This is a genomic window from Umezawaea sp., from assembly GCF_036375055.1.
Taxonomy (GTDB): Bacteria; Actinomycetota; Actinomycetes; order Mycobacteriales; family Pseudonocardiaceae; genus Umezawaea.
On record NZ_DASUSQ010000037.1, the window covers coordinates 18546 to 41062 of the forward strand.

Annotated in this window: 17 protein-coding genes and 1 tRNA gene; 9 read left to right on the forward strand and 9 right to left on the reverse strand. The window is 72.3% G+C overall.

From position 1 onward, the window contains the following. Positions 1 to 8 precede the first annotated feature (8 nt). Positions 9 to 1535: a hypothetical protein gene (locus tag VFZ92_RS10990; RefSeq protein ID WP_330875743.1), complete on the forward strand. Its 1527-nt coding sequence runs from the start codon at positions 9 to 11 to the stop codon at positions 1533 to 1535. Next, positions 1532 to 2326, forward strand: a complete 795-nt coding sequence (locus VFZ92_RS10995; protein ID WP_330875744.1) for an ESX secretion-associated protein EspG — start codon at positions 1532 to 1534, stop codon at positions 2324 to 2326. The genes VFZ92_RS10990 and VFZ92_RS10995 overlap by 4 nt, the downstream gene beginning before the upstream one ends. A 45-nt stretch (positions 2327 to 2371) precedes the next feature. On the opposite strand, the gene phoU is transcribed toward VFZ92_RS10995, so the two are convergent. The 7 genes from phoU to VFZ92_RS11030 all read right to left on the reverse strand — a co-directional run bounded on the left by phoU (position 2372) and on the right by VFZ92_RS11030 (position 10117). Then, positions 2372 to 3037, reverse strand: a complete 666-nt coding sequence (gene phoU, locus VFZ92_RS11000) for a phosphate signaling complex protein PhoU (RefSeq protein ID WP_330875745.1) — start codon at positions 3035 to 3037, stop codon at positions 2372 to 2374. A 79-nt stretch (positions 3038 to 3116) separates the two neighbouring features. Further along, entirely contained in the window at positions 3117 to 6161 is a 3045-nt protein-coding gene (locus VFZ92_RS11005; protein WP_330875746.1) for an LCP family protein, read from the reverse strand. 326 nt (positions 6162 to 6487) lie between these two features. Beyond that, the gene (locus VFZ92_RS11010; RefSeq protein WP_330875747.1) at positions 6488 to 7363 is read right to left on the reverse strand and encodes a GGDEF domain-containing protein; all 876 of its coding nucleotides are present in this window, start codon (positions 7361 to 7363) and stop codon (positions 6488 to 6490) included. A gap of 187 nt (positions 7364 to 7550) precedes the next feature. Beyond that, complete coding sequence (locus tag VFZ92_RS11015) at positions 7551 to 8015, reverse strand: hypothetical protein (protein WP_330875748.1); 465 nt, start codon at positions 8013 to 8015, stop codon at positions 7551 to 7553. After that, positions 8008 to 9159 (reverse strand): tRNA dihydrouridine synthase DusB, encoded by a 1152-nt coding sequence (gene dusB, locus VFZ92_RS11020; RefSeq protein ID WP_330875812.1) that lies wholly within the window; start codon positions 9157 to 9159, stop codon positions 8008 to 8010. Before dusB ends, VFZ92_RS11015 begins: the two co-directional genes overlap by 8 nt. Positions 9160 to 9215: 56 nt before the next feature. Further along, on the reverse strand, positions 9216 to 9704 hold the full coding sequence (locus tag VFZ92_RS11025; protein WP_330875749.1) for a superoxide dismutase: 489 nt from the start codon (positions 9702 to 9704) through the stop codon (positions 9216 to 9218). 340 nt (positions 9705 to 10044) lie between these two features. Then, positions 10045 to 10117, reverse strand: a tRNA-Lys gene (locus VFZ92_RS11030). A gap of 331 nt (positions 10118 to 10448) precedes the next feature. Between VFZ92_RS11030 and VFZ92_RS11035 the strand changes: the two genes are divergently transcribed. Continuing rightward, on the forward strand, positions 10449 to 11015 hold the full coding sequence (locus VFZ92_RS11035; RefSeq protein WP_330875750.1) for a DUF4232 domain-containing protein: 567 nt from the start codon (positions 10449 to 10451) through the stop codon (positions 11013 to 11015). Here the strand turns inward: VFZ92_RS11035 and VFZ92_RS11040 are convergent. After that, the gene (locus VFZ92_RS11040; protein WP_330875751.1) at positions 11012 to 11992 is read right to left on the reverse strand and encodes a GTP-binding protein; all 981 of its coding nucleotides are present in this window, start codon (positions 11990 to 11992) and stop codon (positions 11012 to 11014) included. The genes VFZ92_RS11035 and VFZ92_RS11040 overlap by 4 nt on opposite strands. Before the next feature lie 135 nt (positions 11993 to 12127). On the opposite strand from VFZ92_RS11040, the gene VFZ92_RS11045 reads away from it, so the two are divergent. Genes VFZ92_RS11045 through VFZ92_RS11055 form a run of 3 tightly spaced genes read left to right on the forward strand, consistent with a single transcriptional unit; the run spans position 12128 to position 19770 of the window. Further along, positions 12128 to 12739, forward strand: coding sequence for a hypothetical protein (locus VFZ92_RS11045; protein WP_330875752.1), 612 nt, complete (start codon positions 12128 to 12130; stop codon positions 12737 to 12739). A gap of 16 nt (positions 12740 to 12755) precedes the next feature. Next, on the forward strand, positions 12756 to 14891 hold the full coding sequence (locus VFZ92_RS11050) for a flotillin family protein (RefSeq protein WP_330875753.1): 2136 nt from the start codon (positions 12756 to 12758) through the stop codon (positions 14889 to 14891). Positions 14892 to 14898: 7 nt separating this feature from the next. Next, complete coding sequence (locus tag VFZ92_RS11055) at positions 14899 to 19770, forward strand: DNA repair ATPase (protein WP_330875754.1); 4872 nt, start codon at positions 14899 to 14901, stop codon at positions 19768 to 19770. 83 nt (positions 19771 to 19853) lie between these two features. On the opposite strand, the gene VFZ92_RS11060 is transcribed toward VFZ92_RS11055, so the two are convergent. Further along, entirely contained in the window at positions 19854 to 20390 is a 537-nt protein-coding gene (locus VFZ92_RS11060) for a hypothetical protein (RefSeq protein ID WP_330875755.1), read from the reverse strand. A gap of 157 nt (positions 20391 to 20547) precedes the next feature. Here VFZ92_RS11060 and VFZ92_RS11065 point away from each other — a divergent pair, with 157 nt between their 5' ends. Genes VFZ92_RS11065 through VFZ92_RS11075 form a run of 3 tightly spaced genes read left to right on the forward strand, consistent with a single transcriptional unit; the run spans position 20548 to position 22487 of the window. Then, on the forward strand, positions 20548 to 21030 hold the full coding sequence (locus tag VFZ92_RS11065) for a YbaB/EbfC family nucleoid-associated protein (protein WP_330875756.1): 483 nt from the start codon (positions 20548 to 20550) through the stop codon (positions 21028 to 21030). After that, positions 21027 to 21338, forward strand: a complete 312-nt coding sequence (locus VFZ92_RS11070; RefSeq protein WP_330875757.1) for a WXG100 family type VII secretion target — start codon at positions 21027 to 21029, stop codon at positions 21336 to 21338. Before VFZ92_RS11065 ends, VFZ92_RS11070 begins: the two co-directional genes overlap by 4 nt. 9 nt (positions 21339 to 21347) lie before the next feature. After that, positions 21348 to 22487 (forward strand): hypothetical protein, encoded by a 1140-nt coding sequence (locus VFZ92_RS11075; protein ID WP_330875758.1) that lies wholly within the window; start codon positions 21348 to 21350, stop codon positions 22485 to 22487. The last annotated feature ends 30 nt before the right edge of the window (positions 22488 to 22517 follow it).

Below are 22517 nucleotides of genomic sequence, written 5' to 3' on the forward strand. Positions count from 1 at the left end.
GACCCGTCATGGCACCGCCCACCACCCAGGCCGGCCCCGGTGGCGCTCCCGCGCCGAACAGCCAGGCGGGCAAGGTCACCTACGCCGGGCAGACCGAGGCCGAGCTGCGGGCCGAGTACGAGCGGGCGGTGGCGGAGAACCCCGGCTTCTTCGGACAGTTCGCCACGATCGACGACTACCTGCGGTACCAGGCGGGCGCGGCGCGGAACCAGACCCAGCAGCAGGAGCAGCTCGAACAGGTCGTGGAGTCGTACCGGCCGCCGATGTCGTCGGTCGGCTCGTACTACCTGGGCTACGACCACGCGGCGCTCAAGTCGATGGTCAACGACGACATGGACCCCGGCACGGCCGACGAGCAGGGCGAGGCCTGGACGAAGATCGGCAACACCCTGGCCGAGTTGCAGAGCGGGCTGACGGCGGCGACCGAGGCGAGCAAGGGCGCGTGGCGGGGTGAGGCCGCGGGCGCGGCGCAGGGCTACTTCACCGGTGTCGCGCAGTGGTCCGGTGACGCCGCGCAGGCCGCGCAGCTGACCGGGAACAGGCTGTCCGCCCAGCAGAACGCCGCCGAGACGGCCAAGAACTCCATGCCGGAACCGGTGAACTTCAGCACCGCCGACGCCTACAAGATGTTCTTCTCCGAGCCGAACCCGTTCAAGTGGGCCGAGACGATCGACGAGATCGAGGCCAAGTTCGAGGAGAAGCAGCAGGCCCACGAGCGGGCCGCCGAGGTCATGAACACGATGTCGGCCGGGTTCCAGGAGGCCGGTTCGACCATGCCCGCGTTCGCACCTCCGCCTCCCATGAGCGGCACCGGCGGTGGCGACGACAGCCAGCCCCCCGGCACGCCCACCGTCCCCGGCACGCCCGGTGTCCCCACCCTGCCCGGCACGGGTACCGGCACCGGCACCGGCACGGGCGTCGTCGGCCCGAGCGGCACCACCACGACCGCGGGTTTCGTCCCGCCGGGCGGTGGTGGGACGACGCCGGGTCCCGGTGGCGGCGGTGGCGGCGGTGGCGGAACCGGCGGCCCGTACCCCGGTCCCGGTTTCATCCCCGGTCCCGGCGGCTTCCCGCCGGGCGGCCGTCCGGGCACGGGCCCCGGCCGCGGCGGACCGAACGTTCCCGGCGCGGGCCGCGGCGGACCGAACACCCCCGGCGCGGGCCGCGGCGGCGGCGCGGGCGGTGGTGGCGCGGGCGGCGGAGCCGGTGGTGGTCGAGGCGGACTCGGCGGCGGCGCGGGCAGCGGCATCGGTGGTGCCGCGGCGGCGAAGGGCTTCGGTCCCGGAGGCTCGGCGGGCGCGTTCGGCGACCGCGCGGGCGGCTTCGGGCCGTCCGGGTCCGGCGGTGGCGTCGCGGGCGTGGGCGGCGCGGGTCGCGGTGGTGCGGGTGCCGCGGGCGCCGGTGCCATGGGCGGCGGCGGAGCCAGGGGCCAGGGCGGCGAGGACGCGGAGCACAAGGCGCCGTCGTACCTCGTCGAGACCGAGGACGTGTTCGGGGACGGCACGCTGGTCGCCCCGCCCGTCATCGGCGGGTGAGCGTGCACTCGTTCTCCCTGTCGCACCCGGCCGTCGACGTCCTGTGGGAGGACCTCGCCCTCGGCAGCAGGCCCTACCCGTTCGACCTGCCCTACGCGGGCCGGACCGTGGACGAGCGGCGCGCCATCCGCGCGGCCGTCTACGACGACCTCCAGTCGCGCGGCCTGGCCGCCAGGGGCCGGGTCGACGCGGAGGTCGAACGAGCGCTGACCACGTTGGTGCGCTTCGAGTTCGGCGTCACGGCCATCGCCTCGCTGGACGCCAGGGCGGTCGAGCGCCAGCTGCTCGCCCGCGGCGGCGCGGTGGGCGAGACGGCCGTGCTGGCCGTGCTCGACGAGCGGATGATGCGGATCGAGGTGCTCCGGTCGAGCGCCCTCGTCCACGCGGTCGTCAACCTCGTCCCGCCCTACCGGCCGGGGCCGGGCCAGTCGGTCGCCGTGCCGATGCCGACGAGCGCGCCGCCGCCACCACCGCGGCAGGACGACTTCGCCAACACGAGGTTCACCAGCACGATGACGTCCCGTTCGGCCGAGTCGGCGCGGAATCGGGCGCTCACCGCGGTTTTCGAGCGGCCGAGGTTGCGCGCCGGGCAATTCGGCGTCGCGGTCCGGGGGCGTCACGGCAGGGAGGCGCGGTCGCCCCAGATCGCCTGGTTCGACAACGACCAGGGCCGCTACGTCACGGTGAAGCGCCCCGGCCAGGACGGTCGGGACTGGCTCACCCAGGCACCGGCCGACAACGCCCGCATCGCGGCGCAGCTGGTGCAGGAACTGGCCGTGCTCCGGACGTGAAGAAGGGACCCCGTCGACGACGGGGCCCCTCGGTGGGTGGAGTGGTCAGATGTCCGAGTCGTCGCCGTAGCCGGGCATCCGGCCGGTGACGACGAAGACGGTGCGCTTGGCCACCGAGACCGCGTGGTCGGCGAAGCGCTCGTAGAAGCGGCCCAGCAGCGTCGTGTCGACGGCGGAGGCGACGCCGTACGGCCAGTCCTTGTCCATGATCACCGTGAACAGGTGGCGGTGCAGGTCGTCCATCGCGTCGTCCGCGTCCTCGATCGACCGCGCGCGGGCGACGTCCTGCGTGCGGATGACGACGGTGGCCTCGCGCGCCAGCTCGACCGCGATGCGGCCCATCTCGGAGAAGTACGGCTTGACGTCCTCGCCGAGCACCTGCTGCGGGTGCCTGCGCCGAGCTGCCTTCGCCACGTGCAGCGCCAGGTCTCCCATGCGTTCGACGCTCTCCGCGGCGTGGATGACCGCGAGCACCGTGCGCAGGTCCGTCGCGACGGGGGCCTGCAACGCGAGCAGCGCGTACGACTGCTCCTCGATGCTGGCGCGCACGTCGTCGACCTTCACGTCGTCGCCGATCACCTGTTCGGCGAGCGCCAGGTCCGCGTCGAGCAGCGCGGTGGTCGCGCGCTCCATCGCGTCACCGACCATGCCGCACATGTCGGCGAGCTGGTCGGCGAGCTGTCCGAGCTGGTCATGGTAGGCCTCACGCATGCCGACAGCGTACGTCGACCGTGTCGCGGCAGCGACATCGTCGAATGAACCCCGGATGAACCGATGGTGTCCAGCTCCCCTAGGCGCAGGGGTCGGCGCCACCGTTCACAATGGACAGGTCGGAGGGCGCCGAGTTCTCGCCGGCGGCCGTGTTCTGCGCGGTTCCGCCTTGCGGTGAAACAACCTTCGCGTCGAAGTTCGGACCGATGACGATCGCGACCGCGCTGCCCATGACCGCGTCGAACTGGAGGGTCGCGCCCGGCACGGCGGCGCCGAGGGTCGCCGCGGCGTCCTCACCGCCCACGCCGTACTTGATGACGGTCTTGTCGACGCGCGGGGCGTCGTCGGTCTTGACGACGTCGAAGCCCTGCTCGCTCAACGCCTCCTCGAGCCTGCCCGCGGCGCCACCCGCGTCGGGGTCGCCGTTGAGCACCTGGAGGTGCACGTCCTTCGGGTCGATGATCTTGCCCGCGCCCGGTTGCGCGGGCGGCGGCGGCGCGGACGACGTCTCGCTCTTGTCCGGCGTCTCGCCCGGCAGCGGGGTGCCCTCGATGATCGCCTTGAAGAGCCGGTCCGCCTCTTCGGGGACGAACTTCTCGATGTTGTCGTCGGTGCTGAGCGTCGGCCCCTCCTCGGTGCGGTGCGGCATCGTCACGAAGCTGACGCGCCCCGCTTCGAGGCCCTGCAACGACTGCCCGAGGGTGAGGAGCTGGGAGGCGCCCACGTTCTGGCCCTGCGTGGAGGCCGCGAAGGCGTTGATGAACGAGTTCAGCTTGCTCGGGCTGAGCAGGATCTCGTTGGACAGCGCCTTGCGCAGCAGCGAGGACAGGAACTTCTGCTGCCGGGTGATCCGGTCGTAGTCGCCCGCCACCTCGCCGACGACCTTGCGGGCCCGCACGTAGTTGAGCGCCTGGTCCCCGGAGATGTCGTACTTGCCCGCCTTGTCGAACAGCACGCCCAGCTCGCCGTCCTTCATCGGCTTGGGCACGCACACGTTCACGCTGCCGACCGCGTCGACCATGCTCTTGAAGCCGTTGAAGTCGACGCTGATGAAGTGGTTGATGTTGAGGTGGGTGATCTGGCTCATCATCGCGGTCACGCACTTCGGGCCGCCGACCGCGTAGGCCTCGTTGGCCAGCACGCTCTTCGCGGCCTCGATCTGCTCGCCGTTGTACTGACCGGTGGCGGGGTCCCAGCCCTCGCACGCGGGCCGGTCGACCTGCACGTCGCGCGGCAGCGACAGCACGACGACGCGCTTCCGGTCGGCGGGCACGTGCGCCAGCATCAGCACGTCCGAGCGGGCGCCCTGCTCCTGGTCGGCGTCGCCGACGCCGTCCTCGGGCTTGGCGTTCGCACGGGTGTCGGACCCGACGATCAGGAAGTTCTCGTCGCCGTACTGCTTCTCGGCGTCCTGCACGGCGGCGGAGTTGGAGCCCAGCGCGTCGATCTCGGTGAACTTGCTGTCCACCCACATCAGCGCGCCCCAGCCGAGGCCGGTCGACACGAAGACCAGGACGGCCGACGTCAACGAGATGATCTTGAGGATCCGGACGATCTTCGAGTGCTTCGGCGTCCGGCCGCGCGGCGGCAGGACCTCACCGTCCTCGTCGAGGACGACCGGTTCGGCGTACTCGGTCTTGTCCTCGTCCTCCTCGGCCTTCCACGGCATGAGCTTCTGCTTGCGCTCCTTGCGCTTGCGCTCCTGCTCGGCCAGCTCGTCGTGCACGGCGGAGAACCGCGCGAGCGTGTGGTCGACCTCGCGACGCTTCTTGACGTCGTCGCCGATCGCCTCCATCTCGGTGGTGAGGCTCGCCGGGTCGATCTCCTCGCGGCGCTCGGGGCCCGGCGGCCTCGGCGGCTCGACGACGTCGTTCGCGGCGGGGTTCAGCCTGCTCTCGACGGGGGGCCTGCGGGTCGGGTCCACGGGGATGCGGCGGGACCCGCTGGGGTCGTCGCCGGGCAGCGGCCGGGGGCCGCTGGAGTCGGGGCCGGGCGACGTCCGCCGGGGGTCGCCGAGGTCCGCGCCGGGCGGGATCGGGTGGGCGCCGGTCGTGGGCACCCGCGGCGGCATCGGCCGAGGACCGCTCGAATCGCCGCGCGCCGGGATCGGACGGGACCCGGTGACGTCCCCACGGGGCGGCAGGGGAGCCGCACCGGGGAGCGGGGGCGGAACAGGCCGGGGACGGCGGCCCGTGCCCTCAGCGGACGGCACAGGCGGCGGGACGGCGGGACGCGGGCGCTGGCCCGTGTGCTCACCCGCGGGAGGTCCGGCGGGGGGCGCGAGCGGTGCCGCGCGCCGTCCGGTCGCCTCTGCGGGCGGGGGTGCGGTGCGGTGGCCCTCCGGGGGCAGCGGGGGGCGCCCGGCGCCGGGGGGCAGCGGGCGCTGGCCGGTCGGCTGCTCGGGAGCGGCGCGGCGACCCGTCGGCTCGACGGGGGGCGCGGCCCGGCGGCCGGTCGACTCGGCGGACCGGCGGCCCGTGGGCTCGACGGGGGGGTCGGGGGCGGCACGGCGGCCCGTGGGCTCGCCGAACGCGGGTTCGGGCGCGGCACGGCGTCCGGTGGGCTCACCGCGCTCCGGCGCGGCGCGGCGACCGGTCGGCTCCACGGGGGATTCGGGAGCGGCCCGGCGGCCGGTCGACTCTGCCGATCGGCGGCCCGTGGGCTCGACGGGGGGTTCGGGGGCGGCGCGGCGGCCCGTGGGCTCGGCCGGGGGCGGTTCCGGCGCGGCCCTGCGGCCCGTGACCTCGCCGAGCAGCGCGTCGGGCACGGTCCGGCGGTTGGTGGGCTCGACCGGGGGCGCCGCGCGGCGACCGGTGGGCTCCACGGGGGGCGCGGACCGGTGCCCGGTCGGGTCGGCGGGTGCGGCCCTGCGACCGGTCGGTTGTTCGACCGGGGGCGCGGCCCGGCGGCCCGTGGGCGGCGGCGGAGGGGGAGGTGCGGCCCTGCGGCCGGTGTCGGCGGGCCGCACGGGCTGCTCCGCGCCGCTCGGCCGACCCGGAGGCGGCTGGCGGACCGGGGCGGGGGGCGGCGCGGCCCGACGGCCGGTCGCGGGAGGAGGCGTCGGAGCGGGGGGGACGGGGCGGGGGATGTTGGTGCGGCTGTGCCGCTCCACCAGGTCCGACACGCTCAGACCGCCACCGCCCTCAGCGCGGCGGCGACGTCCTGACTGCTGCTCTTCCTCGGGCTCTTCGGCACCTCGGGAACCGGGGCCGCCACGGCGGGGCTCGTCGGGCACCCGGTCTCCCTTCAGGTAAGTCCACTACTGGGTTGTCATCACAAGTTGACGACGGCGAGGACACAGTGGTTGCACCACCGGCGTGTCAGTGCGGTCGATAGTACGGATGACGGCGACTCCTGACGACCACTCCCGGTGATACCGGTGGGACAAGTAGTCGGTAACGCGCAGTCTGGCACGACCGAACGGGTGAACGACTAGGCGAAACAGGTGCCTCAGTAGTAACCGAGAACCCTGGAATCGGACACCGCCCGGCGCCCGGAAGCCGGTCCGGCGAGCTTCGCCCGCCCGTTCTCGCGGTAGGCGACCGCGTTCCGGCCCGACTGCTTGGCCGTGTAGAGCAGGCTGTCGGCGCGCAGCAACTGCTGTTCAGCGCTCACGGGAGGGCGTGTCGGTGTGGCCTCCGCGGGGGGCTCGTAGGCCACACCCCCGCTGACCGTCACCCGAAGCCCCGGAGCGACACGGGACCAGTCGTGACGCTCGACACGTTCACGTGCCGCCTCGACGATCTCCACCGACGTGGTTGCCGTCACACTCGGCAGGACGAGGACGAACTCCTCACCGCCGTAGCGGGCGCAGAACGCGTCCGCGGGCAGGTCCGTCTGCAAGAGGTCCACGACCCTCTGGAGCACCCGGTCGCCCAGCAGGTGGCCGAACGTGTCGTTGACCCGCTTGAACCAGTCGAGGTCCAGCAGCGCTATCGCCATCCCGTGCCGCGACGTGCCGCGCTCCGCGAGGATCGCCAGCAGCCGCTGGTCGAGGTAGCGGCGGTTGTAGCTGTCGGTCAGGCTGTCCCGCAGGCTCTGCTCGCGCGCCTCGGCGTGCTCCTTGCGCAGCCGGTCCACCTCGCGGCGCAGCTGCTCCGGCACGCGCGGCTGCTCCTCCTGGTCCGCGTACACGAGGTCGAGCGCCGACCGCAGGTGCTGGTACGCCTGGCGCCACTGGCCGCGGGACGCCAGCAGCGTCGCGATGGACTCGTGGAGCTCGACCAGACCGGTGCTCTCGGAGGGGGTGGTGTCGACCGCGAGCGGGTGGTCGTCGGACTTCCTGCTCGGGTCTGATTCGGCGACTTCGGGTCGCAAAGCGGTCATCGCTCTCACCTCCCTACCTGCCTGGTGTCGACTCTTGAGAGGCGGCGCTTGAGCCGGCGGGACGCGTGGGAGCCTTATTTCCCCCGTCTGGTTGACCGCTTGCTGCTCCGAACTAGTGACGATCGGTGATCAACTTGGCTCTGCGTGCCCTCCTGGCCGCGACGCCGCGCACCACCGGGTGGGGTGGTCAGCCGCCGACGCAGGGGGCGAACCCGTACGGCGCGCCGTCGAGCAGCACGACGTGCAGCGAGCCGATCTGGACGCCGACGGGGGCGTCGTCCTCCAGCAGCGTGACGGTCGCCGCGACCACGTAGACCACGCCGCGCGGGTGCGTGTCGCCGCCCGGCGGCTCCCAGTCGGGGTCCGTGCGCAGGGTCGACATCGCCGGTTCCATCCGCAGCGTGCCCGCCCGCAGCTCGCAGGTCCGCGAGCGGAAGTCCGGGTGCTGGGTGTCCTGGAACAGCTTCCGCTGCTCCGGGTTGCCCCTGCCGCCCGCTTCGTTGAGCCGGGTGAAGTAGCCGGACACCTGGTCGCGTTCGACTTCGGTGATCCGCAGGGGCCGGGCCGTGCCCGCCACCGACGACCCGCAGCCGCCGAGCAGCACCGCGCAGGCCGTGGCCAGCGCGCCCACCAGCAGGTGGCGGTCAGCCACCCGAGTGCATCACTTCCGCCCCCATCGGGACGGTGGCGTCCTCGGGGTCGTCCAGCCACCCCTCCGGCAGGACCACCTTGGCCGGTGAGCCCTGGCGGCCCCGCGGCCCCTCGGCCTCCGACGGGTACGGCGCGTCGTGGTCGAGCTGTCCGATCAGGTCGTCCAGCTCGGGCAGCGTGCTGACCATCGCGAAGCTCCGCCGCAGGTCGCCGCCCACCGGGAAGCCGCGCAGGTACCACGCCATGTGCTTGCGCAGGTCGCGCACGCCCTTGTCCTCGTCGTAGTGCTCGGTCAGCAGCTCCGCGTGCGTCCGCAGGATCTCCGCCACCTCGCCCAGGCTCGGCCCCTCGGGGACCGGCAGTCCCGCGAACGCGGCCTGGAGGTCCCGGAACAGCCACGGCCGCCCGAGGCACCCGCGCCCCACGACGACCCCGTCGCACCCGGTCTCGTCGACCATCCGCAGCGCGTCCTGCGCGCTGAAGACGTCGCCGTTGCCCAGGACCGGGATCGACGTCACGGCTTCCTTGAGGCGCGCGATGGCCGACCAGTCCGCCTGGCCGGAGTACCGCTGGGCCGCCGTGCGCGCGTGCAGCGCCACCGCCCTGGCCCCCTCGGCCTCCGCGATCCGCCCCGCGTCCAGGTAGGTCAGGTGCTCGTCGGTGATCCCGATCCGGAACTTCACCGTGACCGGGATCCCGGCGGGCTCGGCGGCCTTCACCGCGGCCCGCACGATCTCCCCGAACAGCCTCCGCTTGTACGGCAGCGCCGCCCCGCCGCCCTTGCGCGTCACCTTCGGGACGGGGCAGCCGAAGTTCATGTCGACGTGGTCGGCGAGACCCTCGTCGACGATCATCCGCACCGCCGCGCCCATGGTCACCGGGTCGACGCCGTAGAGCTGCATCGACCTCGGGTGCTCGTCGCGGTCGAACGTGATCATGTGCAGGGTCGTCGCGTCGCGCTCCACGAGCGCGCGCGCCGTCACCATCTCGCACACGTACAGCCCCGCCCCGTACTGCCTGCACAGTCGGCGGAAGGCCACGTTGGTGATGCCCGCCATCGGCGCGAGCACGACCGGCGGGTCGACCTCGAAGGGGCCGATCCGCAGGGACTTGGTGGTCTGGAGTGCCGTGGACATCCCGACCATTGTCACCCGACGCAGGAGTGGTCGTGCACCGGATGGCTGAGGCGGTGCTCACGCCGCTAGAACGGCACCGTCAGGCAGGCCAGGCGCGCCCCCGCCGTGCCCGCGTGGCCGGGCCCGGTGTGCGTGTGCTCGGCGTGGACGACGACCGAGGCGGCGCGGCGGTCGGTGAACGCCCAGTCCACCCGCGCCACGGCGATGCCCGACCCGCGCGGGTTGGTGGTGAAGTCGAGCCAGATCTCGTTGTCCGGGTTGGCGTGCTCGGGGTCGGTCGCGCCGCCGGGCACGTGCTGGAAGTGCGGTCCCGGGTCGGCGGGGGTCAACCCGCACGGCTTCGCGTGGGCGTGGGCGCCGTACTCCCGGTCGGGCAGCAGGCCCTCGGTGTGCAGCAGCACGAACGTGCCGCCGCCCGGCGTCGTCCACGAGAGCACGGACGCCTCCGAGCCGACCGGCGCGAGCCCGGTGTCGTAGACCGTCAGCGTGTCCGAGACGTGGACGGGCGGGGCGAGCGCTGCGCTGAGCGCCAGTGCGACGGCGGCGAGGTGCATGAGGCCATCAGTAGCGCCCCGGCGTGCGGCGGGCCAGCCGCGTCACCCGGTCCAGCGATCACCCGACGTCGCCGCGCACCAGCACGGTCGCGACGCCGTGCTGCTCCGCCCGACCAGCCGCGCCGCGCACCGCGCCCCGTGGGGGAAAGGCCGCCTTGACGCCAGGTGACCCCCACCGCGGAGGTCGCCGACCAACCGCCGACCTACCGCACTCCACCCACCTCGGAGACCTGCCCGTCCGGTGAGGACGCCCCGGAACGGACCACCGGCCGAACACCGTTCGACCAATTCACGGGACCCCGAAAACACAAAACCCCAGCTTCACAAAGCTGGGGTTCCGTGGGCCGCCAGGGACTCGAACCCTGAACCAAGAGATTAAAAGTCTCCTGCTCTGCCAATTGAGCTAGCAGCCCTCGTGTGCAGCGTACCGACTCCGCGGTCCCCGTGGTGCAGGGTGGTCGGCTTCACCGCCCGAGCGGTCTGCCAGCCAGTGCTCCCACGCAGGTGGTGGATGCCACCCCCGGCGCCACCGTCTCAACCGGTCACCGGAACCAGTCCTTCCCGGCCTCCTCCGACCTGCCGGAACAGTCCTCGGAACCCCCGCCGACCCAGGTGATGCACATCACAAACAAGCATCCGAATTGCACAACCGAACATCTCACCTACGTTCGTCCCGCACGACGCGAAAAGGAGTTGGTCGAAATGCGCCGGAACACCGGTCGGGCACGACGCGGCGGTGTGGCGGTGGCTGTCGTGGCCGCGGTGGGTCTCCTGGCGGCGTGCAGCGTCAGGGTCGGGGAGACCGAGGGCCCCGGCGGTGGCGGCGAGACCGGCGGCGGCTCCGGCGTGAAGGGGCCCGACACGTTCACGAGCGGCGTCGCGGAGGCGGCGGAGCAGTGCGCCGAGGTGAGGGTGGCGCTCGGCGAGGCGAAGCCCGGCGAGGGCGGCCCGACGCAGATGCGGCTGCCGCTGACGATGACGAACGCGGGCGGCACGGCGTGCCTGCTGCGCGGGTTCCCCGGTGCGCGGCTGAAGGGGCAGGACAGCCAGACGTGGGACCTGACGCGGTCCGGTGCCGAGGTGGAGGACGTGCGGCTGACGCCCGGCGCGAGCACGACCGCCTACCTGACGTACCTGCCCGAGACGGGCGACCAGCGGTGGGACGTCACGACGGTGACGGTGACGCCGCCGAACACCGACGACTCTCAGGTCTTCGACTGGCCGGCCGGGTCCGTGCTCAGGCAGGACGCGGCCACGCACCCCGGCACCTACGTCGGGCCGGTCGGCGCGTGGGCCCCCGGTGCGGCCTAGGGCCGCAGGTAGCGCTCCACGTCGAGCATCTCCCGCGGACCAGGGGGCTCGGTGGTGGCGCAGGCGGAGAGGGCCGTCGTGAGGGCGTGCGCGGACAGGTCCGTGCCGATCAGGACGAGCTGGGTCCCGCGCGGAACGGCGCGGGGCCACGGGGTGCGGTGCAGCGACAGGTGGTCGCCGACGACCTGGAGGGCGTAGCGGTCGTCCGTGCCGAAGTCGACGAAGCCCTTCACCCGGTACAGCCCCGCCGGGCGGTCCGACAGGAAGCGCAGCAGCCCGCGCGGGCTCACCGGTGCGTCCGTCGTGTGCTCGACGCTGTCGTACAGCGCGTGCACGTGGTCGCCGTGGTCCTCGACCAGGTCCTCGAAGGACAGTTGCCCGACCGTCGGCGTGCGCGGCCGGGGGTCGAAGAGCAGGGCCGGGTCCACGCGGCCGTGGGTGGTCTCCACGACGGGCGTGCCGGGGGTGATCGCGGCGCGCACCGCGGCCAGGTCGGTGGCGCGGTCGGTCTTGTTCAGCACCACGAGGTCGGCCAGGCGCAGGTGCTTCGCCAGTTCCGGGTGGCGGGCGCTGGTCGTGGGGAACTCCGCGGCGTCCACGACGAGCACGAGGCCGCCGTAGGTGGTGCGCGGCTGCTCGCTGGCCAGCACCAGCTTCACCATGCTCTGCGGCTCGGCCAGTCCGCTGGCCTCGATGACGATCACGTCGACGTTCGCGGACGGCTTGGCGAGCCTGGTGAGCATGTCGTCCATGTCGGACGGGTCGACCGCGCAGCACAGGCAGCCGTTGCTCAGCGAGATGGTGGAGTCGACCTGGCTCGCGACCGTCATCGCGTCGACGTTGATGCTGCCGAAGTCGTTGACCAGGACGCCGATCCGCGTGCCGCCCGCTGTCGCCAGCAGGTGGTTGAGCAGGGTCGTCTTCCCGGAGCCGAGGAAACCCGCGACGACGATCACCGGGATCCGCTGCTTGGCCACGCCTCCATGCTAGAGCGGCGCTGGGTGACGAACCCGCCGCAGCGGGTGAGGGTCGACCGCAAAAATTGCGAAACGCCACGAAGTTCGAGGTCAGCTGGATAGTGTCCAGCCAACACGGCACAGGTGGGGGGCGCGTTGGCGGAGTTCGCGAGGACGGCGTTCGGCTACCCGACGGCGTTCCTGAGCGTGCTCCTCGTCGTGGTCGTCCTGTACTGGTCGCTGGCCGCGGTCGGGGTGCTGGACGGGGACGACGGGGTCCTCGGCGTCGAGGGCGCGCTGGCCGGGCTCGGCCTCGACGGCGTGCCCGTGACCGTCGTGCTGTCGCTGTTGACCGCTTTCTCCTGGTTCGCCTGCCTCGGGGGCTCCGTGCTGCTCAACGGATTCGACCTGTCGTCCCCGGTCGTGATCGCGCTCGGCCTGGTCGTCCTCGTGGTGGCCGTGGTCGTCGGCCTGCTGCTCACCAGGCTGCTGGCGTGGCCGCTGCGGAAGCTGTTCCCGAACCCGCGGCAGGCCTCCCGCAACGACTTCGTCGGCAGGCCGTGCGTGATCCGCACGGGCACCGTCACCCACGACTTCGGTCAGGCCGAGGTCACCGCCTCCGACGGCTCGTCGGCCGTCGTGCAGGTGCGCCAAGCGGGACAGGACGTCCTGGTCGCGGGCAGCACCGCTCTGATCTTCGACTACGACGTCGACGGGGAGTTCTTCTGGGTCGCGCCAGTCGATTCCGCGCTCGGCCCCGACCTCTGACCGCAGGGAGACCCTGATGGACGTCATCACCACGGGATTCGGCATCCTCATCGCCGTCGTCGTGCTCGTCGTGCTCGTGCTGCTGTTCATGATCAGCCGCCTGTTCCGCAAGATCGAGCAGGGCAAGGCGCTGATCGTCTCCAAGGTGCGCAAGGTCGACGTGACCTTCACCGGCGCCGTCGTGCTGCCGGTGCTGCACCGCGCCGAGGTCATGGACATCTCGGTGAAGACCATCGAGATCAAGCGCGCGGGCAACGAGGGGCTGATCTGCCGCGACAACATCCGCGCCGACATCCGCATCACGTTCTTCGTGCGGGTCAACAAGACCGTCGAGGACGTCATCAAGGTCGCCCAGGCCATCGGCACCGCGCGGGCGAGCGACGAGCAGACGTTGCAGGAGCTGTTCAACGCCAAGTTCTCCGAGGCGTTGAAGACCGTCGGCAAGCAGCTCGACTTCGTCGACCTCTACACCAAGCGCGACGAGTTCCGCGACCAGATCATCCGCGTCATCGGCACCGACCTCAACGGGTACAGCCTGGAGGACGCGGCGATCGACTTCCTGGAGCAGACGCCGATGTCCCAGTTGGACCCGGCGAACATCCTGGACGCGCAGGGCATCCGCAAGATCACCGAGCTGACGGCGATCGAGCACGTGCGCACCAACGAGTTCCAGCGCAGCGAGGAGAAGGAGATCACCCGCCAGAACGTCGACGCGCGGGAGGCCATCCTCGAACTGGAGCGCAGGCAGGCGGACGCGGAGACCAAGCAGAAGCGCGAGATCGAGACGATGCGCGCCCGCGAGGAGGCCGAGACCGCGAAGGTGCAGTCGGAGGAGCGGCTCAAGGCGAGCACCGCCCACATCCGCACCGAGGAGCAGCTCGGCATCCAGGACCAGAACCGGGCCCGCGAGATCGCCGTGGCGGAGAAGAACCGCGAGCGCGTGATCGCCATCGAGACCGAGCGGATCGAGAAGGACCGCCAGCTCGAGGTGATCGGCCGCGAGCGGGAGACCGCGCTGGCCAGCATCTCGAAGGACAAGGAGCTGGAGGGCGAGAAGCGCGACATCGCCGAGGTGATCCGCGAGCGGATCGCGGTCGAGAAGACCGTGGCCGAGCAGGAGGAGAGCATCAAGCGCCTCCGGTCGGTCGAGGAGGCCGAGCGCTTCCGCCAGACCACGGTGATCCACGCCGAGGCCGAGGCCCAGGAGGGCCTGGTCAAGGACATCAAGGCCGCCGAAGCCGCCGAGCTGACCGCGAAGCACAGGGCGCGCGAGGAGCTGACGCTCGCCGAGGCCAGGCAGCAGACCGCCGAGCTGGACACGCGCGCGAAGATCCGCCTCGCCGAGGGCACGCAGGCCGCCGCCGCGGCCGAGGGCCTGGCCGAGGTGCAGGTCCGCGAACGGGACGCCGAGGCGATCGAGAAGGTCGGCCGCGCGGAAGCCGCCGTCGCGCGGGAGAAGCAGCTCGCGCAGGCCGAGGGCACCGAGAAGGTCGGTCTGGCCGAGGCCGTCGTGTCGCGGGAGAAGCAGCTCGCCGAAGCCGAGGGCGCGGAGAAGGTCGGCATGGCCCAGGCCGTGGTCGAGCGCGAGAAGGCCATGGTCGCCGCCACCGCGATCCGCGAGAAGCTCAAGGGCGAGGCGGAGGGCCTCTCCGACAAGGCCGCCGCGATGAACGCGCTCGACGACGCGACCCGCGGCCACGAGGAGTACCGGCTGCGCCTGGAGACCGAGAAGGAGGTCCGCCTCGCGGGCCTCGACGTGCAGCGCCAGCTCGCGGAGTCGCAGGCGTCCGTGCTGGCCGCGGGCCTGGAGAAGGCCGACATCGACATCGTCGGCGGCGAGAGCATGTTCTTCGACCGCGTGGTCGGCGCGATCACGATGGGCAAGAGCGTCGACGGGTTCGTCGAGCACTCCGACGTGGCCCGGAGCCTCGGCGGGTCGTGGCTCGACGGCTCCGCGGACTTCACCCAGGACATCACCAGGGTGCTCGGCTCGTTCGGCACGAACGACGTGCAGAACCTGACCGTGTCCGCGCTGCTCGTGCGGCTCATCTCGTCCGGCGGCCCGGACTCGGGCAAGCTGACGGAACTGCTGGACACCGCGAAGCGGCTGGGGCTGGCCGAGCGACCGGTCGCCGCCCTCGCGGCGAGGTGACGCGGCGGTGACGTCGACGCGGGAGCTGGACGCGGGCACCTACGAGGTGCTGCGGGCGCGGCTGGCCGAGCAGGCCGCCGCGCTCGCGAGCCGGGCCGAGGAGCTGAACGCCGAACGCCTGCGGGTGTTCGGCAGCGCCGAACTCCAGCTCATCGGCACCGAACGGATCCGCACCGCGAACAACTGCGTGCCGCGGGACTGCATCTCCGTGCCCGCGGGCACCGGAGGCACGAGCGCGGTCGGCGGCCTGATGCTGTTCGGCTACAACGTGTTCATCGGGCTCAAGCCCGAGACGACCGTGGACGACGTGTTCTCGCTGCACCGCTTCACCCGCGACGGCGACGCGTTCCGGTTCGAGGACGCGGGCCCCGACGCGCTGCCCGGCCTGCTGCGCGACCCCCGGTTCCTGCGCGACTTCGCCGAGCTGTACCGGTACTACCGCGACACCCGCCTGCTCCAGCTCCGCCGGGTGGAGAGCAAGGTGCTGGCGATCTTCCAGACCGGTGCGCGCACCGAGGACGTCCGCGTGCTGCGCTGGCGGGTCGCGCCGGACGGATCGGTGTCCTACGTGGACAACCGGGGCGAGCGCGACCACGTGTTCCCGCCCTCGCACGACTTCGAGTGGACCACGACGGTCCGCGAGAACCACGTGCTGGGGCGGCACCCGCACATCTCGATCGAGGACGAGGTGTTCGTCGAGGCCGTCGGCGGAGACCTCACCGTCAAGGTCGAGAACAACACCGAGAGCGGCGAGGGCGTCTACCACGAGCCGGTGGACGAGCCGCTCCAGAGCCTCGCCGACGCGGACGTCCGGTACGCGCGGGTCGGGCCGCTGATCCTGCTGAAGATCCTGCCCTACAACGAGAAGACCTGGCGGCACCTGGTCTTCAACACCCGCACCAAGGGCGTGGTGCGGCTCGACGGCGTCGGCCAGGCGTGCCAGCGGCTGCCCGAGGACCAGGGGGTGATCTTCCCCGGCGGCTACTACCTGGAGACCGGGGTCAACAAGACCTTCGACACCGACGTGGAGAGCCTGGAGTTCGAGCGGGTGATCCGCTCGACCAACGGCGAGGACGTGCTCTACGTCTTCCACGCCCGCAGCGAGGGCCGGTCGCTGCTGCTGCCCTACAACGTCATCCGCAAGGAAGTGGCCACGCCCATCCCGTGCCACGGCTACTCGCTGTTCGACGACGGCACGCTGGTCGTGTTCCGCGCCGCGTCGGAGGAGCCGACCAGGGTGCACCCGATGCAGGTGTGGCAGACGCCGTACCTGTCGGACACCTACGCCGCCGCGCAGCCCGTCGGCACCGGCCCGCTGGACCGGGTCGGCAACGCGGACCTGGTGCGCGGCATCTCCGACTGCCTGTCCATCTCCCGGATGGTGGGCGAGATGGCCCCCTCCACCCCGGTGTTCGAGGGGCTGATCGCCGCGTGCGCGCGGGCGTTCGACCACTACCACTGGCTCGGCGACGCCGACCTGCACGACCTGGGCACGCCGTTGTCGCAGGTGCGGGCGACGGCGGAGCAGGTGCTGGACGAGTTCGAGACCGTGCAGGCGCTCACCGACCAGGCCGCCGCGGCGCTGGAGGAGGCGAGCGCGCAGGTCGCGTCCCTGGTGCGGCAGCAGCGCGGCGAGACGCCGACGTCGGCCGACGCGTGGGTGCGCAGGCTGGTGGACCTCCGCAGGGCGCAGGGCAGGCTCGTCACGCTGCGCGAGCTGCGGTACGTCGACCTGGCGCGGATCGACGTGCTGGTCGCCGACCTCGCCCAGGAGCTGGGCACGTCCGCGCAGCGGGCCGTCGCGCACCTCCAGCGCGAGGACGCCTTCACCGGCTACCACACCGAGATCGACGACCTGGTGGCGAAGGCGGACGCCATCGCCACCGTCGCCGAGGCCAAGCCGGTCGTGGACCGGCTGACCGAGCAGTCGCAGGGCCTGGAGGTCCTCACCGAGGTCGTCGGCTCGCTGGACATCGCCGACGCCACCGTGCGCACCGGCATCCTGGAGCGCATCGGCGAGGTGCTCGGCGGCATCAACCGCGCACGGGCCACCGTGGACGGTCGGCGCAGGCGGCTGCTCGACACCGAGGGGCGCGCGGAGTTCGCCGCCGAGTTCGCGCTGCTGGGCCAGGCGATCACCGGCGCGCTGGCCGTCGCGGACTCGCCGCGGCGCTGCGACGAGCAGCTCGGCAGGCTGCTGCTCCAACTGGAGAACCTGGAGTCGCGGTTCAGCGACTTCGACGACTTCCTGGCGGAGCTGGGCGCGAAGCGGACCGACGTCTACGAGGCGTTCTCCTCCCGCAAGCAGGCGCTGCTGGACGAGCGCGCCCGCCGGTCGGACCGGCTCGTCGACTCCGCCGACCGCATCCTGGCCAGCGTCACCCGCCGGGTCGGCACGCTCACGTCGCTGGACGACGTGAACACCTACTTCGTCTCCGACCCGATGGTCGCGAAGCTCCGCAGCGTCGTGTCCGACCTGCGGGAACTCGGCGACCAGGTGCGCGCGGAGGAGCTGGAGGGCAGGCTCCTCGCCGCCCGCCAGGAGGCGGGGCGCTCGCTGCGCGACCGGCTCGACCTGTTCACCGACGGCGGCGAGACCATCAAGCTGGGCAAGCACCGGTTCGCGGTGAACACCCAGGCGGTGGACCTCACCCTGGTGCCGCAGGACGGCCGGATGTCGTTCGCCATCACCGGGACCGACTTCCGCGAACCCGTCACGGACCCGGCCTTCGCCGCCACCGAGCCGTTCTGGGACCAGCTGCTGGTGTCGGAGTCGGCCGAGGTCTACCGCGCCGAGCACCTGGCCGCGTCGATCCTCGCGGGCCACGACGACCCGGCCGTGCTGCACGAGACCGAGCTGCTCGACGTCGTGCGCCGCGCCGCGGAGTCCCGCTACGACGAGGGGTACGAGCGCGGCGTCCACGACCACGACACCGCCCGGATCCTGGAGGTGCTGCTCCGCCTGCACGCGGGCGCGGGCGTGCTGCGCTACCCGCCGGCCGCCCGTGCCGCGGCCCAGCTGTTCTGGGCGTTCGAGGCGACCGACGACCTGAAGGCCGCCTGGACCCGCCGCGCGACGTCGCTGGACCGCGCCCGCACGGTCTTCGGCCGGTCGCGGGCGATCGACGTGCTCGCCGAGGAGATGGGCGCCGCCATCGGCGACGAGCTCGCGGGCGAGTACCTGTTCGAGGAGCTGGTCCGCGCGCCCGCGGGGTTCGCGACCAGCGCCGCCGCCCGGTCGCTGCTGGAGCGGTTCCACCGCGCGCTGGGCAGCCGCCACGAGTTCGACGAGGACCTGCGGGCGGTCGACCTGCCCGCCCGCCGCCAGCTCGTCGAGGCCTGGTTGGGCGTGTTCCTCGGCGACGAGGTCTCACCCGACCTGCCGGAGGCCGTCGCGCTGGAGCTGTGCCACGACCTGCCGCGCTACGAGTCGTCGGCCGAGCTGACCGGTGTCGTGGACGGCCTGCTGGGCACCCACCCCCGGATCGTGGACCGGAGGCTGGAGTTCCGCGTGGACGAGCTGCTCGCCAGGACCAGGGCGTTCCGCACCGAGCGGATCCCGGCGTTCCGGTCGTACCTCAAGCAGCGCAACGAACTCGTGGCGCGCAGGAAGAAGGAGCTCCGGCTCGGCGAGTTCCAGCCGAAGGTGATGAGCGCGTTCGTCCGCAACCGGCTGCTGGACGAGGTGTACCTGCCGCTGATCGGCGACAACCTCGCCAAGCAGCTCGGCGCGGCCGGCGACGCCAAGCGCACCGACCAGATGGGCCTGCTGCTGCTCATCTCCCCGCCGGGCTACGGCAAGACGACGCTCATGGAGTACGTCGCCAACCGGCTCGGACTGATCTTCGTGAAGGTCAACGGGCCGTCGCTCGGCCACGACGTCACGTCCGTCGACCCGGCCGAGGCGCCCAACGCCACCGCGCGGCAGGAGGTCGAGAAGATCTCGTTCGCGCTGGAGATGGGCACCAACGTCCTGCTGTACCTGGACGACATCCAGCACACCTCGCCCGAGCTGCTCCAGAAGTTCATCTCCCTGTGCGACGCGCAGCGGCGGATGGAGGGCGTGTGGGACGGCGGCACCCGCACGTACGACCTGCGCGGCAAGCGGTTCGCGGTCTGCATGGCGGGCAACCCGTACACCGAGTCCGGCAAGCGGTTCCGCGTCCCCGACATGCTGGCCAACCGCGCCGACGTGTGGAACCTCGGCGACGTCCTGTCCGGCCGCGAGGACCTGTTCGCGCTGAGCTACGTCGAGAACTCGCTCACCTCGAACCCCGTGCTCGCCCAACTGTCCACAAGGGATCGGGGGGACGTGGAGCTGCTGGTGCGGCTGGCCCGCGGCGACGACGGCGTGCGCCCGGACCAGCTCTCCCACCCGTACTCGTCGGTCGAGCTGGAGCAGGTGCTCTCGGTGCTGCGCAAGCTGGTCCGCGCCCAGGAGGTCGTGCTGGCCAACAACCGGGCCTACATCGCCTCCGCCGCGCAGGCCGACGCGTCGCGCACCGAGCCGCCGTTCCAGCTCCAGGGGTCCTACCGCAACATGAACAAGCTGGCCGAGCGCATCGTGCCGGTGATGAACGACGAGGAGCTGGCCGCCGTCATCGACGACCACTACGTCGGGGAGGCGCAGACCCTCACCTCCGGGGCCGAGGCGAACCTGCTGAAGCTGGGTGAGCTGCGCGGCACGCTGACCGCCGAGCAGGCGGCGAGGTGGGCCGAGGTGAAGGCCGCGTACCGCCGGGCCCTGGCGCTGGGCGGCTCGACCGACGATCCGGTGAGCCGCGCGGTCGGTGCCGTCGGCCTGCTCGCGGACCGCGTCGGCACGGCGATCGACCGGCTGGCGGGCCCCGAGGAGCGGGGCTGGTGCGGTAACCGCTGACCCCCTGCCGGGTTCGCGCCGTTCAGGGCCGCGAGGGGTCCACCCCGGCCGCGCGAAACCCGGTGAGGACCGCGGCCACCGCCCTAGCGGTCGCCGTGGCCGCAGGCGATGCCGTCGGAGTTGTCGTCCAGGTCGTGCCGGTCCTGCCCGCGGACCTCGATGTGCCGGGACCCGTGCCGGTGCAGCCAGTCGCACTCGTCCACCAGCAGCGGGAGCAGCCACGGCACGCAGGTGCCGTGGGTGTCGTAGTCGTCGTCGCAGCCGCCCAGTTCCTCCAGCCACGGGGGGAGGTCGGTGCGCGTCGGGTCCGGTGGAGGAGGAGGAGGAGGTGGTTGCGCGGCGCTCGTCGGTGCGGGGGGCAGGTCCGCCCCGGTCGTCGTGGGTGCTCGCGGTGGCGCGGGGGGCGGTGCGGGCGGCGGTGGCGCGGCGGTCGTCGGGCCGACGCCGAGCACGCTGGTGGTGTAGGTGGCGCTGAGCACCGGTTCCGGGCCGAAGCTGCCCTGCACCTGCCGCACGTCGACGGGTTTCGGCCCGCCGGACAGCACGAGCGTGCCGATCATCGCGCCGCCGACCAGCGCTGCCCCCGTCAAGACGAGGACGCGGCGTCTGCCACTGATCATCCCAGATGCACCCGCTCCACCGATTCCACGCCCGTGGCGTCACGTGGAATCGTCCTGAAGGCCGACGGCGTTACCGATTGCGCCAATCGGAGTGTGGCGGAATTCGCTTTGCGTGACAATCGGACGAACGCCCGTCCGATCCGTGAGAGAGGCCTTCATGAACGATCCCGCTCAGCGCGCCGCGCTCGAAGCCCGGAACGCGGCTTTGCGCACCCAGGTCGACTCCATGCTCGCCAACCTCGAACGCCAGACGTCGGCGTTGCGCGAGGCGCAGGCGGAAGCGGTGGCGAAGACCGGTTCCGCGACGTCGCAAGACGGTCTCGTGCACGTGGTCGTCAACGCGGCGGGCATCGTGACGGACGTGCGGCTCGCCCCGAACGCCTTCGAGCGCAACACCCCCGAGAAGCTGGGCAAGACGTTCGTGCAGGTCGTCCAGCAGGCCGCGCTCGACGCCCGCGGCCAGGCCGACGCGGCCATGGCGCCGTTCCAGCAGAACGTGCCGGACCTGCCCGACCTGTTCCCCGGCGCGCCGTCGCTGAAGAACCTGCTGCCCACGCCCGCGGCCCCGCCGCTGACGCCGCCGAGGAAACCCGACGACGACGAGCCGCGCGACTCCCTCATGGACGGGAACGGCTGGTGAGCGGCTTCGAGGTCGACCCCACCGCGCTGCGGTCGGCGTCGCCGAAGTTCTCCACGACCGGCGACAAGCTCGCCGACGCCTGGGAGGCGCTCCGCGCGGTCATGGACGCCGAGGGCGCGTGCTGGGGCGGCGACGAGGTGGGCCAGAAGTTCTCCCAGGGCTACTCGCCGGCCGCGGACACCGCCCGCGCGGCGTTCCCCGGCATCACCGACGCCATCCACGGCATCCGCACCGAGCTGGACAACACCGCCACGACCTGGGAACAGGTCGACCAGGGCAACGCCCGGTCGTTCGGCGCACAGGGCTAGGGGGCCGACATGGGCATCGAGATTCCGGGCGCGGTCGAGTGGCTGGTCCCGATCGTGGTGGGCGCCGACTGGCCGGAGGGCGACGAGACCGCCCTGCGCAGGCTCAGCGAGGCGTGGACGCAGGCCGCCACAGCGGTCGGCGAGGTGGTCCAGGAGGGCGAGGGCGCCTCGACCGCCGTGCTGGGCTGCATGTCCGGCGAGACGTCGGAGGCGTTCGAGAAGTACTGGAAGCAGTTCGTCGAGGGCGACGCGTACCTCGTCAACCTGCAACAGCTGTGCACGGACCTCGCGTCCGGCTGCGACGACGCCGCGCTGAACATCGAGTACACGAAGCTCAGCATCATCGCGGCGCTGATCATCCTGGCGGCCCAGATCGCGGCGATGATCGCGTCGGCGGTCGCCACGTTCGGCGCGAGCACGGCGGGCGTGCCGATCGCCCAGGCGGCGACCAGGATCACCGTGCAGATGTTCTTCCGCGAGCTGATCAAGCAGATCGCCATCAACGTGGCCATCAACGTCGGCGTCGACCTGGCGATCCAGGGCGGGCAAGCGCTTGCGGGCAACCGGAGGAGCTGGGACGCGGGCAAGACCCTCGACGCGGGCATCGCCGGCGTGGCGGCCGGTGTCGCGGGCGGGACGGTCGGCGCGGTGTCCAAGGGCATCGGCACCACGACCAGCAACTTCGTCCAGGCCGCGGGCCGGGGTGCGGTCGAGGGCGCCATCGGCGGCGCCGGTGGCAACATCCTCAACAACTTCGCGCACGGCAAGTTCGGCCTGGAGGACACGCTCAACGCGGCCACGTCCGGCGCGCTGTCCGGCAGCGTCGGCGGCGCGGTCGGCGGCATGTCGAACCGGCACGGCGGCCTGGCGGACACCTGGGGCACCGGCACCTCGCCGGACGGCACCACGACCTCCGGCCACAACACGCAGGGGCACACGTTCACCACGCCCGACGGGTCCACGGTGCGGGCGAACGTCGACAACCCGTACACCGGCGGCTGGGGTTCGGGCAACGCCCAGCACATCCCCGGCGACGGCGGGCCGAACAACGTCAACGACCCGCACGACGACGACTACGAGGTCAAGACCTCGGCGAACCCGCCCCGGATGGTCGGGGACCTCGACCTCCCCGACCCGCCGAGGCCGTAGTGGGCGCGGTGCCCCCGCCGAGTCCCACGA

What these genes read in the sequence shown, in the direction of transcription:
- VFZ92_RS11025 (WP_330875749.1), bottom strand. Translation starts at nt 9,704, where the DNA reads ATGCACCTCGCCGCCGTCGCACTGGCGCTCAGCGCAGCGCTCGCCCCG.
- VFZ92_RS11065 (WP_330875756.1), top strand. Translation starts at nt 20,548, where the DNA reads ATGAACGATCCCGCTCAGCGCGCCGCGCTCGAAGCCCGGAACGCGGCT.
- phoU (WP_330875745.1), bottom strand. Translation starts at nt 3,037, where the DNA reads ATGCGTGAGGCCTACCATGACCAGCTCGGACAGCTCGCCGACCAGCTC.
- VFZ92_RS11060 (WP_330875755.1), bottom strand. Translation starts at nt 20,390, where the DNA reads ATGATCAGTGGCAGACGCCGCGTCCTCGTCTTGACGGGGGCAGCGCTG.
- VFZ92_RS11050 (WP_330875753.1), top strand. Translation starts at nt 12,756, where the DNA reads ATGGACGTCATCACCACGGGATTCGGCATCCTCATCGCCGTCGTCGTG.
- VFZ92_RS10990 (WP_330875743.1), top strand. Translation starts at nt 9, where the DNA reads ATGGCACCGCCCACCACCCAGGCCGGCCCCGGTGGCGCTCCCGCGCCG.
- VFZ92_RS11075 (WP_330875758.1), top strand. Translation starts at nt 21,348, where the DNA reads ATGGGCATCGAGATTCCGGGCGCGGTCGAGTGGCTGGTCCCGATCGTG.
- dusB (WP_330875812.1), bottom strand. Translation starts at nt 9,159, where the DNA reads ATGGTCGGGATGTCCACGGCACTCCAGACCACCAAGTCCCTGCGGATC.
- VFZ92_RS11010 (WP_330875747.1), bottom strand. Translation starts at nt 7,363, where the DNA reads ATGACCGCTTTGCGACCCGAAGTCGCCGAATCAGACCCGAGCAGGAAG.